This window comes from Mycolicibacterium austroafricanum (genome assembly GCF_902705885.1).
GTDB classification, from domain to species: domain Bacteria; phylum Actinomycetota; class Actinomycetes; order Mycobacteriales; family Mycobacteriaceae; genus Mycobacterium; species Mycobacterium vanbaalenii_A.
Window position 1 is genome coordinate 64,243 of sequence record NZ_CACSIP010000056.1, and the last position, 17,961, is coordinate 82,203.

At 66.9% G+C, this 17,961-nt stretch carries 11 protein-coding genes and 3 pseudogenes; 9 read left to right on the forward strand and 5 right to left on the reverse strand.

The window, feature by feature from the left end; translation table 11 throughout:
• The first annotated feature begins 35 nt into the window (after positions 1 to 35).
• Together BEMPMBAN_RS28510 and BEMPMBAN_RS28515 are read left to right on the forward strand one after the other, a co-directional pair.
• Positions 36 to 1,730, forward strand: a complete 1,695-nt coding sequence (locus BEMPMBAN_RS28510; RefSeq protein ID WP_159234846.1) for a (2,3-dihydroxybenzoyl)adenylate synthase — start codon at positions 36 to 38, stop codon at positions 1,728 to 1,730.
• Between the two features lie 84 nt (positions 1,731 to 1,814).
• Entirely contained in the window at positions 1,815 to 2,009 is a 195-nt protein-coding gene (locus BEMPMBAN_RS28515; RefSeq protein ID WP_159234847.1) for a hypothetical protein, read from the forward strand.
• Between the two features lie 12 nt (positions 2,010 to 2,021).
• Here the strand turns inward: BEMPMBAN_RS28515 and BEMPMBAN_RS28520 are convergent.
• Positions 2,022 to 2,300 (reverse strand): annotated as a pseudogene (locus BEMPMBAN_RS28520) (acyl carrier protein); the annotation flags it as partial.
• Between the two features lie 596 nt (positions 2,301 to 2,896).
• Here BEMPMBAN_RS28520 and BEMPMBAN_RS28525 point away from each other — a divergent pair.
• Positions 2,897 to 3,087 (forward strand): annotated as a pseudogene (locus tag BEMPMBAN_RS28525) (transposase); the annotation flags it as partial.
• 525 nt (positions 3,088 to 3,612) lie between these two features.
• Positions 3,613 to 4,797: a hypothetical protein gene (locus tag BEMPMBAN_RS28530; protein WP_159234848.1), complete on the forward strand. Its 1,185-nt coding sequence runs from the start codon at positions 3,613 to 3,615 to the stop codon at positions 4,795 to 4,797.
• A gap of 1,416 nt (positions 4,798 to 6,213) precedes the next feature.
• Here the strand turns inward: BEMPMBAN_RS28530 and BEMPMBAN_RS28535 are convergent.
• Both BEMPMBAN_RS28535 and BEMPMBAN_RS28540 read right to left on the reverse strand, forming a co-directional pair.
• Positions 6,214 to 11,334, reverse strand: a complete 5,121-nt coding sequence (locus BEMPMBAN_RS28535; protein ID WP_159234849.1) for a type I polyketide synthase — start codon at positions 11,332 to 11,334, stop codon at positions 6,214 to 6,216.
• Between the two features lie 122 nt (positions 11,335 to 11,456).
• Complete coding sequence (locus tag BEMPMBAN_RS28540; protein WP_159234850.1) at positions 11,457 to 11,837, reverse strand: nuclear transport factor 2 family protein; 381 nt, start codon at positions 11,835 to 11,837, stop codon at positions 11,457 to 11,459.
• A gap of 47 nt (positions 11,838 to 11,884) precedes the next feature.
• Between BEMPMBAN_RS28540 and BEMPMBAN_RS28545 the strand changes: the two genes are divergently transcribed.
• Positions 11,885 to 12,745: an LLM class F420-dependent oxidoreductase gene (locus BEMPMBAN_RS28545; protein ID WP_159234851.1), complete on the forward strand. Its 861-nt coding sequence runs from the start codon at positions 11,885 to 11,887 to the stop codon at positions 12,743 to 12,745.
• Between the two features lie 5 nt (positions 12,746 to 12,750).
• Here BEMPMBAN_RS28545 and hemW read toward each other — a convergent pair whose 3' ends face one another.
• A complete protein-coding gene (hemW, locus tag BEMPMBAN_RS28550) occupies positions 12,751 to 13,956 on the reverse strand; it encodes a radical SAM family heme chaperone HemW (RefSeq protein WP_159234852.1) in 1,206 nt (401 codons plus the stop codon).
• Between the two features lie 72 nt (positions 13,957 to 14,028).
• On the opposite strand from hemW, the gene BEMPMBAN_RS33235 reads away from it, so the two are divergent.
• The 4 genes from BEMPMBAN_RS33235 (at position 14,029) to BEMPMBAN_RS28565 (ending at position 17,350) form a co-directional block, all read left to right on the forward strand.
• Positions 14,029 to 14,124, forward strand: coding sequence for an Ms4527A family Cys-rich leader peptide (locus BEMPMBAN_RS33235; protein WP_425295019.1), 96 nt, complete (start codon positions 14,029 to 14,031; stop codon positions 14,122 to 14,124).
• Between the two features lie 114 nt (positions 14,125 to 14,238).
• A complete protein-coding gene (locus BEMPMBAN_RS28555; RefSeq protein WP_159234853.1) occupies positions 14,239 to 15,948 on the forward strand; it encodes a nitrite/sulfite reductase in 1,710 nt (569 codons plus the stop codon).
• Positions 15,945 to 16,652 (forward strand): phosphoadenylyl-sulfate reductase, encoded by a 708-nt coding sequence (locus BEMPMBAN_RS28560; protein WP_159234854.1) that lies wholly within the window; start codon positions 15,945 to 15,947, stop codon positions 16,650 to 16,652. Before BEMPMBAN_RS28555 ends, BEMPMBAN_RS28560 begins: the two co-directional genes overlap by 4 nt.
• Entirely contained in the window at positions 16,631 to 17,350 is a 720-nt protein-coding gene (locus BEMPMBAN_RS28565; protein WP_200846150.1) for a sirohydrochlorin chelatase, read from the forward strand. The genes BEMPMBAN_RS28560 and BEMPMBAN_RS28565 overlap by 22 nt, the downstream gene beginning before the upstream one ends.
• Here BEMPMBAN_RS28565 and BEMPMBAN_RS28570 read toward each other — a convergent pair.
• Positions 17,347 to 17,769: pseudogene (locus BEMPMBAN_RS28570) on the reverse strand (DUF1214 domain-containing protein); the annotation flags it as partial. The gene BEMPMBAN_RS28565 and the pseudogene BEMPMBAN_RS28570 overlap by 4 nt on opposite strands.
• Positions 17,770 to 17,961 lie beyond the last annotated feature (192 nt).

The window sequence follows — 17,961 nt, forward strand, 5'->3', positions numbered from 1 at the left end:
CCGAAAACTCCTACCCAGAGCGGCGATTTTGACTGATGAGCACCGGATTCCTGCCTGAACAGGGCGATCACCAACACCTCGGACCCGGTGACGGACCAGGCCATACCGACTTGGCCCGCGGGTTCGTCCCGTTCCCCTCAGATCGAGCCGAGGAATACCGAAGCGCGGGCTACTGGACGGGGCGTCCGCTGGACTGCCTGCTCACCGATGCGGCTGCGGCGTGGCCACAGCGGACGGCGATCATCGACGCCACGACGGCCTACACATTCGCCGAACTCGACACCGTGGCCGACCGGGTCGCCGCCGCTCTGGTCGACCAGGGTATCGCCGAGGGCGAGCGGGTGCTGCTGCAGCTGCCCAACTCCTGCCAGTTCGCCGTCGCGCTGTTCGGGCTGCTGCGCGCCGGAGCGGTCCCCGTGATGTGCCTGCCGGGTCACCGAACCGCCGAGTTGGGCCACTTCGCCGAGGTGAGCGGCGCCGTGGGGCTGATCGTCGCCGACCGGGCGGCCGGTTTCGACTACCGCGAGATGGCCGTCGCTCTGACGGCCGACCACCCCGCGCTCCGGCACGTCATCGTCGACGGTGATCCTGGCCCGTTCGTGTCGTGGTCGGGCCTCGTCGACTTCGACGGCCCGCCGGTGCCACGTCGTCCGGTCGACCCGGCCCTGCCCGCGCTGCTACTGGTGTCGGGGGGCACCACGGGGCTGCCCAAGCTCATCGCACGCACCCATGACGACTACGTCTACAACGCGGTCGCGTGTGCACAGGCGTGCGAGATGACCGGCGACGACACCTATCTGGTGGCGTTGCCTGCCGGACACAACTTCCCGCTGGCGTGCCCCGGCCTGCTCGGCTCGATGACGGTCGGGGCCACCACGGTGTTCACCGCCGATCCGAGCCCCGAATCGGCGTTCGCGTTGATCGACCGACACCGCATCACCGTGACAGGCCTGGTGAACGCGCTGGCCAAGCTGTGGGCGCAGGCGTGCGGGTGGGAGCCGGTGCTGCCGACGTCGCTGCGCTTCGTCCAGGTGGGCGGCTCCCGGATGAGCCCCGAGGAAGCCCGCTTCATCCTGGACAACCTGACCCCGGGCATGTCGCAGATCTTCGGCATGGCCGAGGGGATGCTGAATTTCACCCGGCCCGGTGATCCGGTCGACGTGGTCGTGCACACCCAGGGGCGGCCGATGTCGCCGCACGACGAGATGCGCGTTGCCGACGAGAACGGCAACGAGGTACCCGCCGGCGAGGAGGGCGAACTGCTGGTCCGCGGGCCGTACACGCTCAACGGCTACTACCGTGCCGACGACGCCAACGCCCGCTCGTTCTCGCCCGACGGCTTCTACCGCACCGGCGACCGGGTGCGCATCTTCGCCGACGGCCCGAGGGCCGGCTACGTCGAGGTGACCGGCCGGATCAAGGACGTCATCCACCGCGGCGGCGAGACCGTGTCCGCGACGGACCTCGAGGATCATCTGCACACCCACCCGGCGATCTACTCGGCGGCCGCGGTCGCCCTTCCCGATGACTACCTTGGTGAGAAAATCTGTGCCGCAGTTGTTTTCCACGGCCGGTCGGTCACGCTGGCGGAGCTGAACGGATTTCTTGACGAGCGCGGCGCGTCGACCCACGCCCGGCCGGACGTGCTCGTGCCGATGACGTCGCTGCCCACCACCGCCGTCGGCAAGGTCGACAAGAAGAAAGTCGTCGCGCAGATCACGATGACGTAATCCGCTGGCCGAAGGGCGAAGGTCCCTATTGCCCGCACGGGCCGCAGCGCACAGTGGAGCGGTAGCGGCGAAAGGAGCCCACCGATGACCGAGGCGACCACGGTTTACTGCAAGGTGTGCGGCCATGCCAAGGAACACCACGACCTGAACGTGCACCTCGAAGCCGGCACCGACCACGCCAGAGCCCGGGAAGAAGCCGGCCGGGGCCACGGTGCATGCCATGACATGTCCTACGGCGAGCATCCCTGCGTCTGCCTGGAGTACCAAAGCTGGACCTGACCGTCGGCGCGGTCAGGACATCTGCGAAACATCCTGCGGGGTCAGCAGTTCGACGATGCGCGCGGTCACGGCAGCTGCCGTGGGGTGCTCCCACAACAGGGTCGGTGGCAGCGCCAGACCGGTGCGCTTCTCGAGGGAGCGGCGCAGTGCGACGGTCATGATGGAGTCGACGCCGGTCTCGACCAGCGGGACGCGCGCGTCGACATCGCCTGCGGGCAGGCCCAGTTCATGGGCCACCGCCTCGACGACATCGGTGTCACCGGGCCCGACCACCACGTTATCGGCATCCGGTTCACGTTGCACCGGCAGAAGCGGCTCGGGGCGGCCCTCGACGAGTTACCGCAGAGCTGATTGTTGGTCCGGTCCGCGCGCGACTCCGCAACGAGCTCGAGTCCGTGAAACTGCCGGCCCGCTAAGCGGTCAACGAGCCGATGAGCTCACCGCTGCACGCGGAGCTCATGTCTCAGCTGCAGGGTTGGCGTCGCCACGCCCCGTTCCACGGCTGGATCGAGGCGACGGCGGTACGCAGGCTCGCGCAGAAGGCAGAGCGAACTCAGCGCCGCCTGATCACCGCACTGGAGGCCGATGACGCAGAGCTGCTACACGGGGCGCTCAAGCCACCCAAGGCGAGCCCGTTACACCGCCGAGGTGGTGCTCCGATCGATCCCAAGGCTGTCAAGCAAGAACGGCAGCATTTCAAGCACATTCAGAGTGTTTCTCGGCGACCACCAGGACACCGTGGTCGCCATGTCCTGGTTGCGGTGAATCGGTGTCCCTCGCGGGGCCACAGACGGCGAGAACAGTTTCACCTTCAGTCTGCTGTACGGCCGCCGCGAACTGGCGTTGGGCTAAATGCCGACGCGCGGTCCAAGCACTGAAGTGATTTCAAACTAGCCCTGGAATGTGGATTGGCTGCCGAGCTGGCGATCATCTCGGCTATGAGAAGGGCGAGCCGATCGGCCGGGAGCTGCCCAACGCCCGAAACGGCGGCTCAGCGAAGACTGTACAGACGGACCACGGCCCCGTACCCGTGGGTGTGCCACGAGACCGCAACGGCTCGTTCCTCCGCAACCTGGTCCTTGCACGCCGTCGACACCAAATACCTGGCCGGCCGACGACCGAAACCGAACCGAGAACCCTCTCATCCTGCGGAGAAACCCCCAATAATCGAGCAGCGCCTCTCCGCGCCGAAGGGAAGCGCGTCCCCGAGAGGCCCCGGCTTTCTGTTTCAGGAAATCGCCAGACGATTCCGAGGCCGCGACCGTGTCATCGGCACCTCATTCGCCGATGTGTCATAACCAAGGGCGGAATGCAGACCGGGACGGTTTACCAGACGGAGCTTGCGTTTGTTAAGCTGCACCAAAAGGGGGCCCAACATGTCGCTTAGCAACTTTGCTGTCTTCGCTCGTGGACTGCCACGCCTAGTTGGATGTCATTGGAGCGAAGCGAAAAGCTTCCGGCTCATGTACACGTATGCGGCCGGCAAGGGAACCATTTTTGGGGGGAACGTGAGACGGCCTGGCCACGCAAGACAGATCGTACTCGTATCAATGGCAGAACAAAGTTACAGCTACTGGACCGCTCTGCAGTGAGTGTCAGCTAAATGAAACGGAAAGGTCAATCGACTGCGCTAATTGTAGTCCTCGCTTTAAACATTGCTCTTGCGGGATATTTCGTCGCATCCTTTGAGGACCAAGACCCGGGTAAGTGCGGATCAGCAGTAGACAGCCTGGGGGTCGACCTTTCTTCTCTGCGACCAACTTGGAATCCCCGAGATATCCCAGATTACATCTCCTCCGATAACGTTTCCGCTCCCTACTTCAATGCCAACAGCGATAACCCAGAAGTTATATGCGGAGATGAACGCCGGTTCTTACTCTTACGAGAAGCAGGCACCGGCGAAGCCTACTCTCGGACCATCGTGCTTGAACCGAGCAAGAAGTACGAGGCATATATATTCTTCAAGAACGACGCGTCCTTTCAGGATTATGAAACTGATAGCCGTAATACACGGGTCCGGCTAAAGGTTCCCAATGTGGTAGCTAATCCAGTAGCTTTCGAAGCAGTAATTACATCAGACAATGCCGTTGTTCCTAGCACGTTTAGTTCCGCAGTTGCTGAGCCAAGAATAGGTTCTAAGTTCCCGTACATTGAGGTCGCTTCCGCCATACTTAATGACAGCGAGGGTAGGAAAATCGCCGATTTGTCGATTGATTCACTTACCGATTCTCAGGGCGTGCTTGTCGGCTGCACCGAAGCGGATGGTCATGTTCCCGCCGGCTGCTCAGGGTCTATTACGGTGAGCTTTTCGACCAAGAAGAGTAGCTTCGATGCCCGAATATCAAGTGCCTACAACGACCCAGATGGTCCATGGAACAATTCAATTAGAATTGGGAGCACACACGGGTTCTGGATCAGATACAGATACCGGAACGTCGGCGAGGTGCCACACGACGGTGTAACCGTTCGCCTTTGGGTTCCCAGTACGTTCCCCTTCCTTCGAGGCAGCGACTCCGAAGCCTATCTAACAGGTTCGAATCGTACACGAAGAGCTATCGAACATGCTGAACTTTGGTCCGAGGCCGGGGTCAACCTAGAGCGATTAGCTGTCAATGAATCTGCGGAGATACACATTCCATTCACCGTCGAAGACGGATGGCTGCAGCAGATTTGTGAAACCAACTCAGAATCTACGTGGATAACGGCCGAAACCACAGTGCCTGGATACTATGCGAGTACGGCAAATTTCTTCATCTATCCCGCAGATGACATGTGCTCAGGAGGTTAGGGCAGCGTGACAGAGAGACGGTCAGTCCGAGTCTGGAATCGGGTTAAAAACTCTGCTGGGAATGTAACTAGTCCTGAGTGGTTGACCTTCATCGTTGCGAGTGTTGCATTGTGTGTCGCGACGTATGTTCCATTTGCGGTCGAGGAGCGGTCCCGACAGGTCCAGAATCAGGGTAATTGCACCCAAGCATTGTTTGCGCTCCGCAAAGAGTTGGCATCGTACTATGCTCTCGATAAGAACGAAGATGGAACTGTCAAAGAGTCAGACGAGTCCACCTCCGATGAAGAAAGAGCCCGGAATTACAGCACTAGAGTTGATTTACAAAGCGCCCGCGACTCCGTTTATGCCGCTTGCGTAACTATTTGCGACAACGAAGGCGCTAAGATAGTGCATGCGGATTCCGATCCATGGATTGATTCTCCGACATCATTGTCGGATCGCTGGCTTCGAACTAATTTAGATGAGTTATTGCGTGCAACATCGACCAGCATCGACAAAATTTCAAAAATTTCGACTGGCTCATTCTTCAACCCTTTGAATTGGATGGGCGCCGACACATGCACTCGATAACAGCTTTTTCGTCCGATCTTCAGGTAAGTGAAGGCAGTCGGCCTATTAGAAACGGCGGGTGGATAGGTCAGGACTACGGGGTCGCTACAAGGGTCAACTTGCAAGTTCGCTCGTCGAGCTTTGACCTACGCTACGGCAGGGGTACCCACGTGGATCCGTCCCAGGTTCCCCAGCTACCTTGTCCGCTGTCCCAAACTATATGTGCGTCCGGCAGCCATGGTGGAGCCGGTGGAGGGGGCGGCACCCAGGGTGGCGGTGAAATGGTGTCTCGCCAGTCTGGCGGCTCGGTCATCGGCCCAGGTTGCCATCCCGGCGTCGGCGGTGCATCGGAATCCTGTGGTGCATACGGACCAATGGGGTCTTGCGGCAGAAACGAGATGCGGGAAAAATAATATGGCACGTTCGAAGATTTTGAGTCCGCGTACGCGGTATATCTCCAGCAACCTTGCGTAGCCGTGTGCCACTCAGCGGGACATTCCGTTAATGGAGTCGCCAACGAAATCTGCAGACCTGGCCCCTGCGTTAGAGCGGTCAAGGCAGCAAATGCAGCCGCGACAGCTCCTGGAAACACACTCCGTCTACGGATCATAAGCCGCGCAACTCTCCTTCCGCACGGGACATTACTCCTGATGATTTCATCGTCTAATAGCAACGCGCTGTTACATTGCGCGTCTTGCCGTGCTGGGTCCACATCGTCAGTGGTCATCGACATTTTTGAACGAGGGCCGCTCCATGCCCGGAGCCCTGAACACCGGCCAAACCCGCGTCAACAACCTACTACCACCCCGATCGCTACTTCATACCCGAGGAGGTCGGCGGGAAGCAACGACGAGGACGCTCCCTAGCTCAGGAGACCTCGACCTCTCGTCGGTCGACTGGCGAGTCATCCTGCGGGGTCAGCAGTTCGACGATGCGCGCGGTCACGGCAGCTGCCGTGGGGTGCTCCCACAACAGGGTCGGTGGCAGCGCCAGACCGGTGCGCTTCTCGAGGGAGCGGCGCAGTGCGACGGTCATGATGGAGTCGACGCCGGTCTCGACCAGCGGGACGCGCGCGTCGACATCGCCTGCGGGCAGGCCCAGTTCATGGGCCACCGCCTCGACGACCTGCTGCGCGACCCACTCGTCGACGTCGGCGTCACCCGGTCCGACCACCGCGTCGCCGGCGTCCGCGTCCGCCTGCCCGGTCGGCGCGACATCGGCCAGGATCGGCACCGCGGCCGCGCCCGGGAGCACCGGCAGCACAGCGACGTTGGGTTCTCCGGTACGCATCGCAGAATCCAGGGCCCGCATCGCGTCGTCGGCACCGATCGTGCCCATGCCCAGCGCTTCCAGCTGGGCCGCCACGAATCCCGAGGTGGAGCCCATCCCCAGACCACGCCAGGCGGTCCACGCGACGGCGACCGTCCGGTCTCCACGACGGTGTCGGTGCCGCGCCGTCGCGTCGAGGAAGGCGTTGGCGCACGCATAGGCGCCCTGCCCCGGGAAACCCGCCAGATACCCGCAGGACGAGTACAGCACCATCCAGTCGAGACGACCGGGCGGGAACAACTCGTGCAGGGCCAGGGTGCCGGCGACCTTGGGCCGCATCGCGGCCTGCAGGTCCTCGGGTGTCGTATTGGTCAGCAGGGCACCGGCTTCCACCCCCGCGGCGTGCACGACACCGCGGACCGTCGGCAGCTCCCGCAGCACCGCACGCAGCCGCTCCACCGCGCCGCCGGACGCGATGTCGATCGCCTCGACGTGCACCGAGACGCCGCGTTCTTCGAGCGCCGAAACCCCGCGAACCAGTTCGGATTGACTGCCGGCCCACTGTTCGCGGTGGGGCATGCCCGACCGGGACAGCAGCACGAGGCGACGAGCGCCGAGGTCGGCGAGGCGATGTGCGATGCGCAGGCCCAGCGCCCCGGTGCCACCGGTGATCAGATACGTCCCGGCGGGACTGCACGTCATCGCGGTGTCGGCGCCCAGGTGTGCATGGGCGAGCCGCGCCGTCAGGGCGACGCCGTCACGCACCACCACGACGCCGTGACCGTGCAGCGACGCCAGCACGCCGACTGGCAATCCGCCATCGGAGATGTCGAGCACGCCACCCCACAGCTGCGGATGCTCGGCAGCGGCAACCCTGGCCATGCCCCACAACGGAGCGTGGACCAGGTTGTCACCCTCGTGCACGCGTCGGGTCAGCACCCAGACACGTGCCGCAGAACCGTTGTGGTGCAGATGCTTCAGTGTCCGCAGCACCGTCTCCGCCGCTGCCTCGGGAGTTCCGTCCGCGGGTGGCAGCACCAACACGACCGTCCCCGCCGGGTGATCACCGGGCAGTTGATCGGGCGCGGCGCACCCTCGGCTCGGGATGTCCGCGGCGCCCAGATCGTGCTGCAGCCGGCCGAGTTCGTCGTCGTCCCCGCCGACGAGGACGACCTCGGATGGGCGGTCCTCGCGCCGGTACGGCGTCGGGTGCCACGACAGCTGGTGCAGCATCCGCGACGGATCGCCACCCCCGGAGTTCTCGAGCTCTTCGAACGTCATCGCGGTGATGACGGCGAGCACCGCGCCGGTCTCGTCGGCGATCGAGACGTCGGTGGTGGTGCCCTCCCGGTGACGCACGTGCAGCTGTGCCACCGTCGGCGGCTGCCCGTGGACGTGCACCCGCGCGATCCGCGCGGGCATCCGCAGCCGTGGCGGGCCGTCGAACACTGTCGACGCCGCCGACGTCGCGGCGTCCAGCAGACCTGCCCAGGTGGTCGGCTTCGATCCGTCCGCCTCGGCCGACACCAGGGCGGAGAGTTCCCCGTCGCCTCTCCTCAGCTCGAGCACTTCCCAGCCGAATCCCATGGCGGCCACCCCGACGCCGGCGAGGGTGTCCACCACATGGCCGGCCGGTAGCTGCTCCACACACCCCGCGCCGATGTCGAGGCTGCCGACGGTCAGTTCGTCGGGCGCCAGCATGGCACTGCTGTGGGTGAGCCAGGAGCTGTCCGCGTCGCCCGCGTCGTCCGCCGTCAGACGTGACGACAGACGCAACGAGCGGCCCTGCAGGACCACCTGGATGTCGCGCTCCCGGGCGGGCGCCACCGGTGTTCGCAACCGCACGTCGGTCAGATCGCCACCGGCTGCGGTCAGGAATGTGTTGAGCAGCACCGCCGCCGGCACGATCTCGGTGTCCTGGACCGGATGGTCCCCCGGATAGGGCCGGTTCGCCATGTCCAACCGGGTCTGCCAGACCCGCGCCGGCACCGCCCCCGCCACCTCCACCACCCCGCCGAGCAGGGTGTGCGACCCGACATCGTGGATGGCGCGAATGCCCGGCGGCGGCGTCGGAGTGCGCCAGAACCGGCGATGCCGCCACTGCGTGCCCGGCAGGTCCGCAGCCCACGCGGTCGCCGTGGTGAGCCCGTGGGCCACCGGCGCCCCGTGGCAGTACAACGCCCCGATCGCCGCGCCGAGCGCGCGGCGCTCGGGCTGGTCGCGCCGCAGCACCGGCACCACCGCGTGCTCGGTGGCGTTGCAGTGCAGCAGCGTCTCGACCACCGAGTGCGACACCACCGGATGTGCCGACACCTCCAGGAACAGTCGATGTCCGTCCTCGGCGGCTGCCTGCACCGCCTCGGCGAAACGCACCCGGCCCCGGAGGTTGACCACCCAGTAGCCGGGACCCCGCGGCGCCGTCGACCGCGGGTCGGGCAGCGCGGTGGTGTAGAGCGGCACCCGGGCCGCGCCGGCCACCGGCAGGCCACCGACAAGTCGCGCGAGCTCGGCGGTCAGCAAATCCATTGCGGGGCTGTGGAATGCCACGTCGGTGTTGACCCTGCGCACCATGGTGCCCTCATCGGTCCACGCCTCGACCACCTCGTCGACGGCCGCCACCATGCCCGACACCACCGTGGACTCGGGCGACGCGCTGATCGCCGCCACCACATCGGTGCGGTCCCGCAGCCGGTGTTCGGCTTCGGCGAACGGCAACCGCACCAGCGCCATCGCGCCCTCGCCCATCACCGATCTGAATCCCCGCGCCCGGAAGCAGGCCACTGCTGCGCCGTGGACGAGGTCGAACACCCCGGCCACCACACAGGCGGCGACCTCGCCGACGGAGTGCCCGATCACCGCCGCGGGTGTCACCCCGCGGTCCCGCAGCACCGCGGCCAGGCCGACCTGCATCGCGAACGTCAACGCCTGCACCTGGTCGGTGCCGCCCAGCTGCTCGGCGGTCAGCGCCTCGCGGGCGGAGAAGCCGAGCTCGCGGCGGAACACCACGTCCACCTCGTCGATGGTTTCGGCGAACACCGGTTCGGTCGCGAGCAACTCGCGCCCCATACCCGCCCAGTGCGATCCGTGGCCCGAGAACACCCACACCGCACCGCTTTCCGCACCGGGCACCACAGAACCGGTCACGACGCGCGGGTCACGGACCTGCAGCGCCATCGCGTCGAGCGCGTCGACGGCGGCGGACGCGGCGGCGGCCTCGGTGAGACCGTCGGTCACCACTGCGCCCCGGACCGGCTCGTGGGAGCGGCGCGTCCACATCGTCGCGGCGACGTCGTCGACGCCGAACTCCGCTGTCCGCAGATGCTCGGCCAGCGCCGATGCCTGTGCGCCGAGTCGCGTCTCCGAGCGCGCCGACAGCGGGATGACGACCGCCCGCCCCGGCGCCTCCTTCGGGCAGGCAGCGGCGGGGGCCTCCTCGATCAGCACGTGGGCGATCGTGCCGCCGTAGCCGTAACTGCAGACCGCGGCGCGGCGCGGGTCGGCGCCCCGCGGCCACGGCTCGACCGCGGTGGGCACCCGCAAGCCACTGGCGGCCCAATCGACCGCGGTGGTCAGCGTTTTCACCCCCGCGGTGGGCGGCAGCAGTTCGTGGTGCAGCGCAAGCGTCGCCTTGATCAGCCCGACGACGCCTGCTCCACCTTCGAGGTGACCGGTGTTCGGCTTCACCGACCCGATCGCACACGGCTCCGCGGCGCGGCCCGCTCCGTAGACGGCAGCCAGCGCATTGACCTCCACCGGATCGCCGGTGGGCGTGCCGGTGCCGTGCGCCTCGATGTAGCCGACGCTGGCCGGGGCGACATCGGAGGCCCGGCACGCCAGCCGGAACAGATCCTGCTGCGCCTCGCCGTTGGGCGACATGATGCCGACGGTGCGGCCGTCCTGGGCCACCGCCCCGCCGCGGACCACCGCGAGCACCCGGTCACCGTCGCGCTGCGCGTCGTCGAGTCGCTTGAGCACGACGACGCCGGCGCCCTCACCGCGCCCGTACCCGTCGGCCGACGCGTCGAACGTCTTGCACCGACCGTCGGGGGCGGTCGCCCCCGCGATGTCGAGCACCCTGGTCAACCCCGGCCCGATGAGCGCGCTGACGCCGCCGGCGAGCACGAGCGACGTCTCGCCGTCGCGCAGCAGTTGACACCCCTGATGCACGGCCACCAGCGACGCCGCGCACGCGGCGTCCAGTGCGACGCTCGGGCCGCGCAGGTCCAGCAGGTGCGAGACCCGGTTGGCCACCCCACACAGCGAGGTGCCGATCCCGGTCCATGCCTCGATCCCGGCGAGATCCTCCATGATCAGCTTGCCGTAGTCGTCGGAGTTCACCCCCATCAACACCGCGGTGTCGCTGCCGGCCAGTGACCGCGGCGAGATTCCGGCGTGCTCGAGCGCCTCCCAGGAAACCTCCAGCGCCAACCGCTGCTGCGGGTCCATCAACTCGGCCTCGCGCGGCGACACCCCGAAGAATTCGGCGTCGAAACCCGGCAGGTCGTCGATGAAGGTGCCCCACGGCGTCGTATCGCGCAGCACCGCCGCGTTGCGCGGGTCGCGATGCAGATAGGGCTCCCACCGCTCGGCGGGCACTCGTCGCACGGCGCTGCCCCCGGCGAGCAGGAACGACCAGAATTGTCCGGGGGTGGTGATGGCGCCCGCCAACCGGCAACCGATACCGACGATGGCGATCGGCGCGCGAGCGGTCAGTTCCACGGTTGGGTCGCCGGAGCGACTCGCGGCGCGAGTGTGTGGTTAGCCTTTCCTAAGCCTGACTTCGGCATGCCGGACATCCTGGCACACCGTCCGTCCGGACAGGGAGGTACGTGGCCCGGTTCTCACCCGGGCGGCGGCTGCGCGCCCGGGTCCCCGAGATCGATCTCGACCGCGTAAGACGTGATGGCGCGGATCTTCTCGCCCTCGAACTCGTAGATCGCGCAGCTCGCCACCGCGGTGACCCCGTCGGGGCGGACATACCGGACGACGGTGTCCACGGCGACGACGTCGGCACCTGCGGCGGTCACACAGCGGTCGAACTCCATCGACGTGCCCTCGAGACTGTCGAGGGTCTCCTGACAGGTGCGCCGCACGGCATCAGCACCCTCGAGGACCATGTAGCCGACGATCGTCCACTTCACATCCGTGGCGAGGTAGCCCAACGCGTCCTGGAACCGGTGCTCGGAGAACGCACGGCCGACGGCGCCGGGATCGAATGCCATTCAGGGACCGTAGCGCCCCGAGCCCGGGGCACGGTAAGAGTGGAGGCATGAAGCTGTCTGGGATCGGCCTGTGGAGTTCGCAACTGCGCTACGGAAATCCGGCTGAAGCGGCCGAAGCCGCCGCCGAACTCGATGAACTGGGTTTCACCGCGCTGTGGATTCCCGACGTCGGCGGCCCGGTCCTGGATTCGGTCGACAACCTGCTGTCGGCCACCGAGAAGACGGTGATCGCCACGGGCATCCTGAACCTGTGGATGCACGACCCGGCAGAGGTGGCCGCGCGTTACGCCTCGCTGACCGACACCCACGGCGAGCGTTTCCTGCTCGGCATCGGGGTGAGCCACGCCCCGCTGATCGATTCGAAGGAGCCGGGCCTGTACCGCAAGCCGTTGGCCGCCACGAAGGCGTTCCTCGACGGCATCGACGGTTCGCCGCAACCAGTCCCGACGGCCAACCGCGTGCTCGCCGCCCTGGGCCCGAAGATGCTCGAGCTGTCGGCATCTCGGGCCGGCGGCGCGCATCCCTACCTGAGCACCCCCGACCACACTCAGACCGCGCGCGGAATCCTCGGTGACGGCCCGATGCTGCTGCCGGAGCAGACCGTCATGCTCACCGACGACAGAGACCAGGCGCGGGCCGTCGGAACCGAGTGGCTGCGTTCGTATCTGGCGCTGCCCAACTACGCCAACAATCTGCTGCGGTCAGGCTTCAGCGAAGACGACGTGGCCTCGGTCAGCGATCGCCTGTTCGACGCGCTGATCGCCTGGGGTGACGAGGACGCGGTCGCGGCTCGGATCGCCGAGCACCGTGACGCGGGCGCAGACCACGTCTGCATCCAGGTGCTCACCGCCGACCCCCGGGAATTCCCGCGTGAGCAGTGGCGCCGGCTGGCGGCCGCGCTGCTGTAGCGCCGTCACGCCAGCAGGTCCCGCACGACCGCGTCGGCCAGCAGTCTGCCGCGATCGGTGAGCACCAGCCGCTCACCTTCAGTGCGCAGCAGCCCGTCGTCGACCGCCCGCGCCGCATGATCGTTTTCGGCCGCGGACAACACCGCCGCCGGCAGCCCCGACCGCAACCGCACCCGCAGCATCACGTCCTCAACGTGCGAGGTGTCGGTGTCGAGCCGTTCGAAGTCCGCGACCGGGAGCGCGCCGCCGCCGACAGCTTCGGCGTAGGCGTTGGGATGCTTGACATTCCACCACCGGGTGGAGTCGATGTAGCCGTGGGCGCCGGGCCCGGCACCCCACCATTCGCCGCCCTGCCAGTAGCCGAGGTTGTGCCGGCACTCGCCTCCCGGCCGCGCCCAGTTCGACACCTCGTACCAGTCCAGGCCCGCGTCGGCGAGCCGGCGGTCGAGCAGTTCGTAGCGCCGGGCCAACACGTCGTCGTCGGGAGCGGGCATCTCGCCCCGGCGCACCCGCCGGGCCAGCGCGGTGCCGTCCTCGACGATCAACGCGTAGGCCGAGACGTGGTCGACGCCGGCAGCCAGTGCGGCGTCGACCGACCGCAGCAGATCGTCATCGGTCTCCCCCGGCGTGCCGTAGATGAGATCGATGTTGACGTGGTCGAAGCCGGCCGCGGTGGCTTCGCGCGCCGCGTCGAGCGCCCGGCCCGGCGAATGCACCCGGTCCAGCGCGGCCAGGACGTGCCGCGCGGTCGACTGCATGCCCAGCGACACCCGGGTGAACCCGGCGGAGCGCAGCCCGGCGAAAAACCCCGGCGACGTCGACTCCGGGTTGGCCTCGGTGGTGACCTCGGCGCCGGGGGCGAGCGGGAGATGTGCGCGGACCGCGTCCAGCACGGCCGTCAGCCCTGCTGCGCCCAGCAGCGACGGCGTGCCACCGCCGACGAACACGGTCTGCACCTGTGGCACGTCGCCGAGGTGGACCGCGGCCAGCCGCAGTTCGTCGCGCAGCGCGGCCAGCCAGCCTTCCGGGGTTCCACCCCCGAGCTCGGCCGGGGTGTAGGTGTTGAAGTCGCAGTATCCGCAGCGTGTCGCACAGAACGGCACATGCACGTAGACCCCGAAAGGACGCGACGGACGCGCGGTCAGCACCGGCAGCGTCGTCTGAGTCGCCGTCTGGGTCCTCGCGGTCACCGGACCAGTCTCCCAGAGCATGCGGCGGCCGGTCGTGAGCGCTGATTTCGCCCAGTTAGGGCCGGTGGCGGCATCCGTGGCACAATTGGTTGCGTGACTGCAGCCCACAGCCTCTCCCGCAGGGTCTCGCTGGTGGCGCGCCTTCATGTCGACTTCAAGCGCGTTTGTTCTTCCTGCTGTCTGCCTTGACCTCGTAGAACCTGCCCACCTGAACTTCAGCTGGCCGCCGGATCTGCGCCGCCGGACAGCCACCGGTGACAAGCGCGCGATCCCCACGCCGGCTCCGACGAGGAGCACGACACGATGACCACCGCACCGAACACATCTACCGGTTCACCGGCGCCTGCCAAGGCCGCCAAGCCCGCCAAGCGTCCCCGCGGCGAAGGCCAGTGGGCGCTCGGCTACCGCGAGCCGCTCAACCCCAACGAACAGTCCAAGAAGGACGACAACCCCCTCAACGTGCGTGCCCGCATCGAGGACATCTACTCGAAGAACGGCTTCGAGAGCATCGACAAGGGTGATCTGCGCGGCCGATTCCGCTGGTGGGGGCTGTACACCCAGCGCAAACCCGGCTACGACGGCACCTGGACCGGCGACGAGAACACCGACATGCTCGAGGACGAGTACTTCATGCTGCGGGTCCGCAGCGACGGCGGCGCCCTCACCACCGCTGCGCTTCGCACCCTCGGCGGTATCTCCACCGAGTTCGCCCGCGACACGGCAGACATCTCCGACCGGCAGAACATCCAGTACCACTGGATTGACGTCAAGAACATGCCGGAGGTCTGGCGCCGCCTCGACGAGGTGGGCCTGCAGACCACCGAGGCCTGCGGCGACTGCCCGCGCGTCGTGCTGGGCTCTCCGCTGGCCGGCGAGTCGCTCGACGAGGTGATCGACGGCACACCTGCGGTCGACGAGATCGTCAGGCGCTACATCGGCAAGCCGGAGTACTCCAACCTGCCGCGCAAGTTCAAGACCGCGATTTCCGGTCTGCAGGATGTCGTGCACGAGGTCAACGACGTGGCGTTCATCGGCGTCGAGCATCCCGAACACGGCCCCGGCTTCGACCTGTGGGTCGGCGGTGGGCTGTCCACCAACCCGATGCTGGGCCAGCGGGTGGGCGCCTGGGTGCCGCTCGACGAGGTGCCCGACGTCTGGGAGGGCGTGGTCAGTGTGTTCCGTGACTACGGCTACCGCAGGCTGCGCGCGAAGGCGCGACTGAAGTTCCTGATCAAGGACTGGGGCGTGGAGAAGTTCAGGAAGGTTCTCGAACAGGAATACCTGAAGCGGCCCCTGCTGGACGGACCGGCCCCCGACCCGGTGACCCGGCCCATCGACCACGTCGGTGTGCAGAAGCTCAAGAACGGCCTCAACGCCGTCGGCGTCGCCCCGATCGCGGGCCGCGTGTCCGGCACGATCCTGACGAAGGTCGCCGACCTGGCCGAGGCCGCCGGCAGCGACCGGGTCCGGTTCACGCCGTACCAGAAGCTGATCGTGCTCGACGTGCCCGACCACAAGCTCGATGAGCTGCGCGCCGGACTGGACGCGCTGGGGCTGCCCTCCACCCCGTCGCATTGGCGGCGCAACCTGATGGCCTGCACGGGTATCGAGTTCTGCAAGCTGAGCTTCGCCGAGACCCGCAGCCGGTCCCAGACTCTGGTTCCAGAGCTGGAGCAGCGGCTCGAGGACATCAACTCCCAGCTCGACGTCCCGGTGACCATCAACATCAACGGCTGCCCGAACTCGTGCGCGCGTATCCAGGTCGCCGACATCGGATTCAAGGGCCAGATGATCGACGAGGGGAACGGCCCCGAGGAAGGGTTCCAGGTCCATCTGGGCGGCAGCCTCGGTTTGGACAGCGGCTTCGGCCGCAAGCTGCGTCAGCACAAAGTCCTGGCCACCGAGCTCGGCGACTACATCGAGCGGGTTGTTCGCAACTTCGTGAAACAACGCGAGCATGGTGAGCGTTTCGCTACGTGGGCACTACGAGCAGACGAGGCGGACTTGAGGTGACGGATTTGATCGCGGACACGGATCTGCAGGCGCTGGCCGAGCGTGGCGCGGCGGAACTCGGTGAGGACGCCAGCGCCGAGGACCTGCTGCGCTGGACCGACGAGAACTTCGGTGCCGACTACATCGTGGCCTCCAACATGCAGGATGCGGTGTTGGTCGATCTGGCTGCCAAGGTCCACCCCGGGGTGGACGTGCTGTTCCTCGACACCGGCTACCACTTCGTCGAGACCATCGGCACCCGCGACGCGGTCGAAGCGGTCTACGACATCAACGTCGTCAACGTGCGCCCTGAGCTCACCGTGGCCGACCAGGACTCGGTGCACGGCAAGGACCTGTTCGCCCGGGACGCGGCCGCGTGCTGCGGGATGCGCAAGGTCGAACCGTTGGGCAACGCGCTGAAGAACTACTCCGCATGGGTGACCGGAATCCGTCGGGTGGAAGCACCGACACGCGCCAACGCTCCATTGATCAGCTGGGACAAGGCTTTCGGGCTGGTGAAGATCAACCCGTTGGCGGCGTGGAGCGATGAGGCCATGCAGGATTACATCGACAACAACGGCATCCTGGTCAATCCTCTTGTCTTCGAGGGTTACCCGTCGATCGGTTGCGCACCTTGCACGGCCAAGCCGCTCGAGGGCGCGGATCCGCGCAGCGGCCGCTGGGCCGGCCAGACGAAGACGGAATGCGGGCTGCACGCGTCGTGACGCTCGTGCTGACCGCGCACGGCAGCGCCGACCCGCGATCGGCGGCAACGGTGCGGTCGGTCGCCGACTGCATACGCCGGCTGCGGCCTGGTCTGGACACCCGGGTTGCGTTCTGCGAGCAGAACTCTCCGAATCTGCGCGACGTGCTCGCCACGGTGACGAATCGCGCGGTGGTCGTCCCGCTGCTCCTAGCCGACGCCTACCACGCCCGGGTCGACATCCCGGCGATGATCGCCGAATCCGGCGCCGACGCCCGCCGGGCCGAGGTGCTCGGTGAGGACGACCGGTTGATCCATGTGCTGCGTCAGCGGCTCGAGCACGCCGGGGTCTCGCGACTGGATCCCGGCGTCGGGGTGCTGGTGACCGCGGTCGGCTCGTCCCATCCACAGGCCAACGCACGCACCGCGGTGGTGGCGCGTGAACTCACGCTCACCACCCTCTGGACGGCCACCACGGCGTTCGCAACCGGCCCGCAGCCCACGCCGGCGGAAGCCGCCGCGGAACTGCGTGCGCGGGGAGCCACCCGGCTGGTCATCGCGCCGTGGTTCCTTGCCCACGGTCGCATCACCGACCGGGTGGCGAAGTTCGCACGAACAGAAGGCATTCCGATGTCTGCGCCGCTGGGCGCACATCGCCAAGTGGCCGAAACGGTGCTGGACCGCTTCGACGCGGCGAGCGCCTCCCGGATGGCCGCCTAAGCGCCGGTCGCAGCGACCGGTGTGGGCACCGGCGGGGTCCAACGCCCGTCGAGTATCTCGGCACGAGGCCGGTAGAGCCGGATCAGATAATTCCACCCGTCCGGGGTCACGATGGCATTCGGCGGGACTTCGCCCTCGGCCGACGGGACAAAACACACAGTGACCGAGCCGTCGGCGTCCCGGACACCCGTCACGCTGTTGACGGTGTAGAGGTTCGCGGCGTTCGGTTCGAAGAATCCGCGTGCGTTGTACACCGACACCGACCAGAACGCGTCGACCGGCACGTCGGTGAACACCATCTGATAGTCACCGGGCGGAACCTGCGGGTCGCCCCCGATGTACGTCGCCTCCGACGTCGGCAGCCCACCCCACCCGGCAGCACATCCGATCAGGTGCCGGACCGGATCGACCTCCCCCCGGCCACGGCCTGGTTGTCGGAGAACATCCGGTGGGTCTCCGCCCGGACGAAGTTGTCGACGTTGACCCGGATCGCCATCGCGTAGTCCCCTGTCTCTTCCGCGCGCCCGCGCAGCGAATCGGAACTGCAGGCTATCGGAATCGCCTCAGCTCGGTGCGGCGCCGGCAGGGTTGCCGGCCCGCAGGGACTGGTC

Excerpts from the sequence above, each read along its gene's own strand:
- BEMPMBAN_RS28555 (WP_159234853.1), top strand. The coding sequence starts at position 14,239 with ATGACCACCGCACCGAACACATCTACCGGTTCACCGGCGCCTGCCAAG.
- BEMPMBAN_RS28540 (WP_159234850.1), bottom strand. The coding sequence starts at position 11,837 with ATGGCATTCGATCCCGGCGCCGTCGGCCGTGCGTTCTCCGAGCACCGG.
- BEMPMBAN_RS28510 (WP_159234846.1), top strand. The coding sequence starts at position 36 with ATGAGCACCGGATTCCTGCCTGAACAGGGCGATCACCAACACCTCGGA.
- BEMPMBAN_RS28545 (WP_159234851.1), top strand. The coding sequence starts at position 11,885 with ATGAAGCTGTCTGGGATCGGCCTGTGGAGTTCGCAACTGCGCTACGGA.
- BEMPMBAN_RS28530 (WP_159234848.1), top strand. The coding sequence starts at position 3,613 with ATGAAACGGAAAGGTCAATCGACTGCGCTAATTGTAGTCCTCGCTTTA.
- BEMPMBAN_RS28565 (WP_200846150.1), top strand. The coding sequence starts at position 16,631 with ATGCGGGCTGCACGCGTCGTGACGCTCGTGCTGACCGCGCACGGCAGC.
- BEMPMBAN_RS28515 (WP_159234847.1), top strand. The coding sequence starts at position 1,815 with ATGACCGAGGCGACCACGGTTTACTGCAAGGTGTGCGGCCATGCCAAG.
- hemW (WP_159234852.1), bottom strand. The coding sequence starts at position 13,956 with ATGCTCTGGGAGACTGGTCCGGTGACCGCGAGGACCCAGACGGCGACT.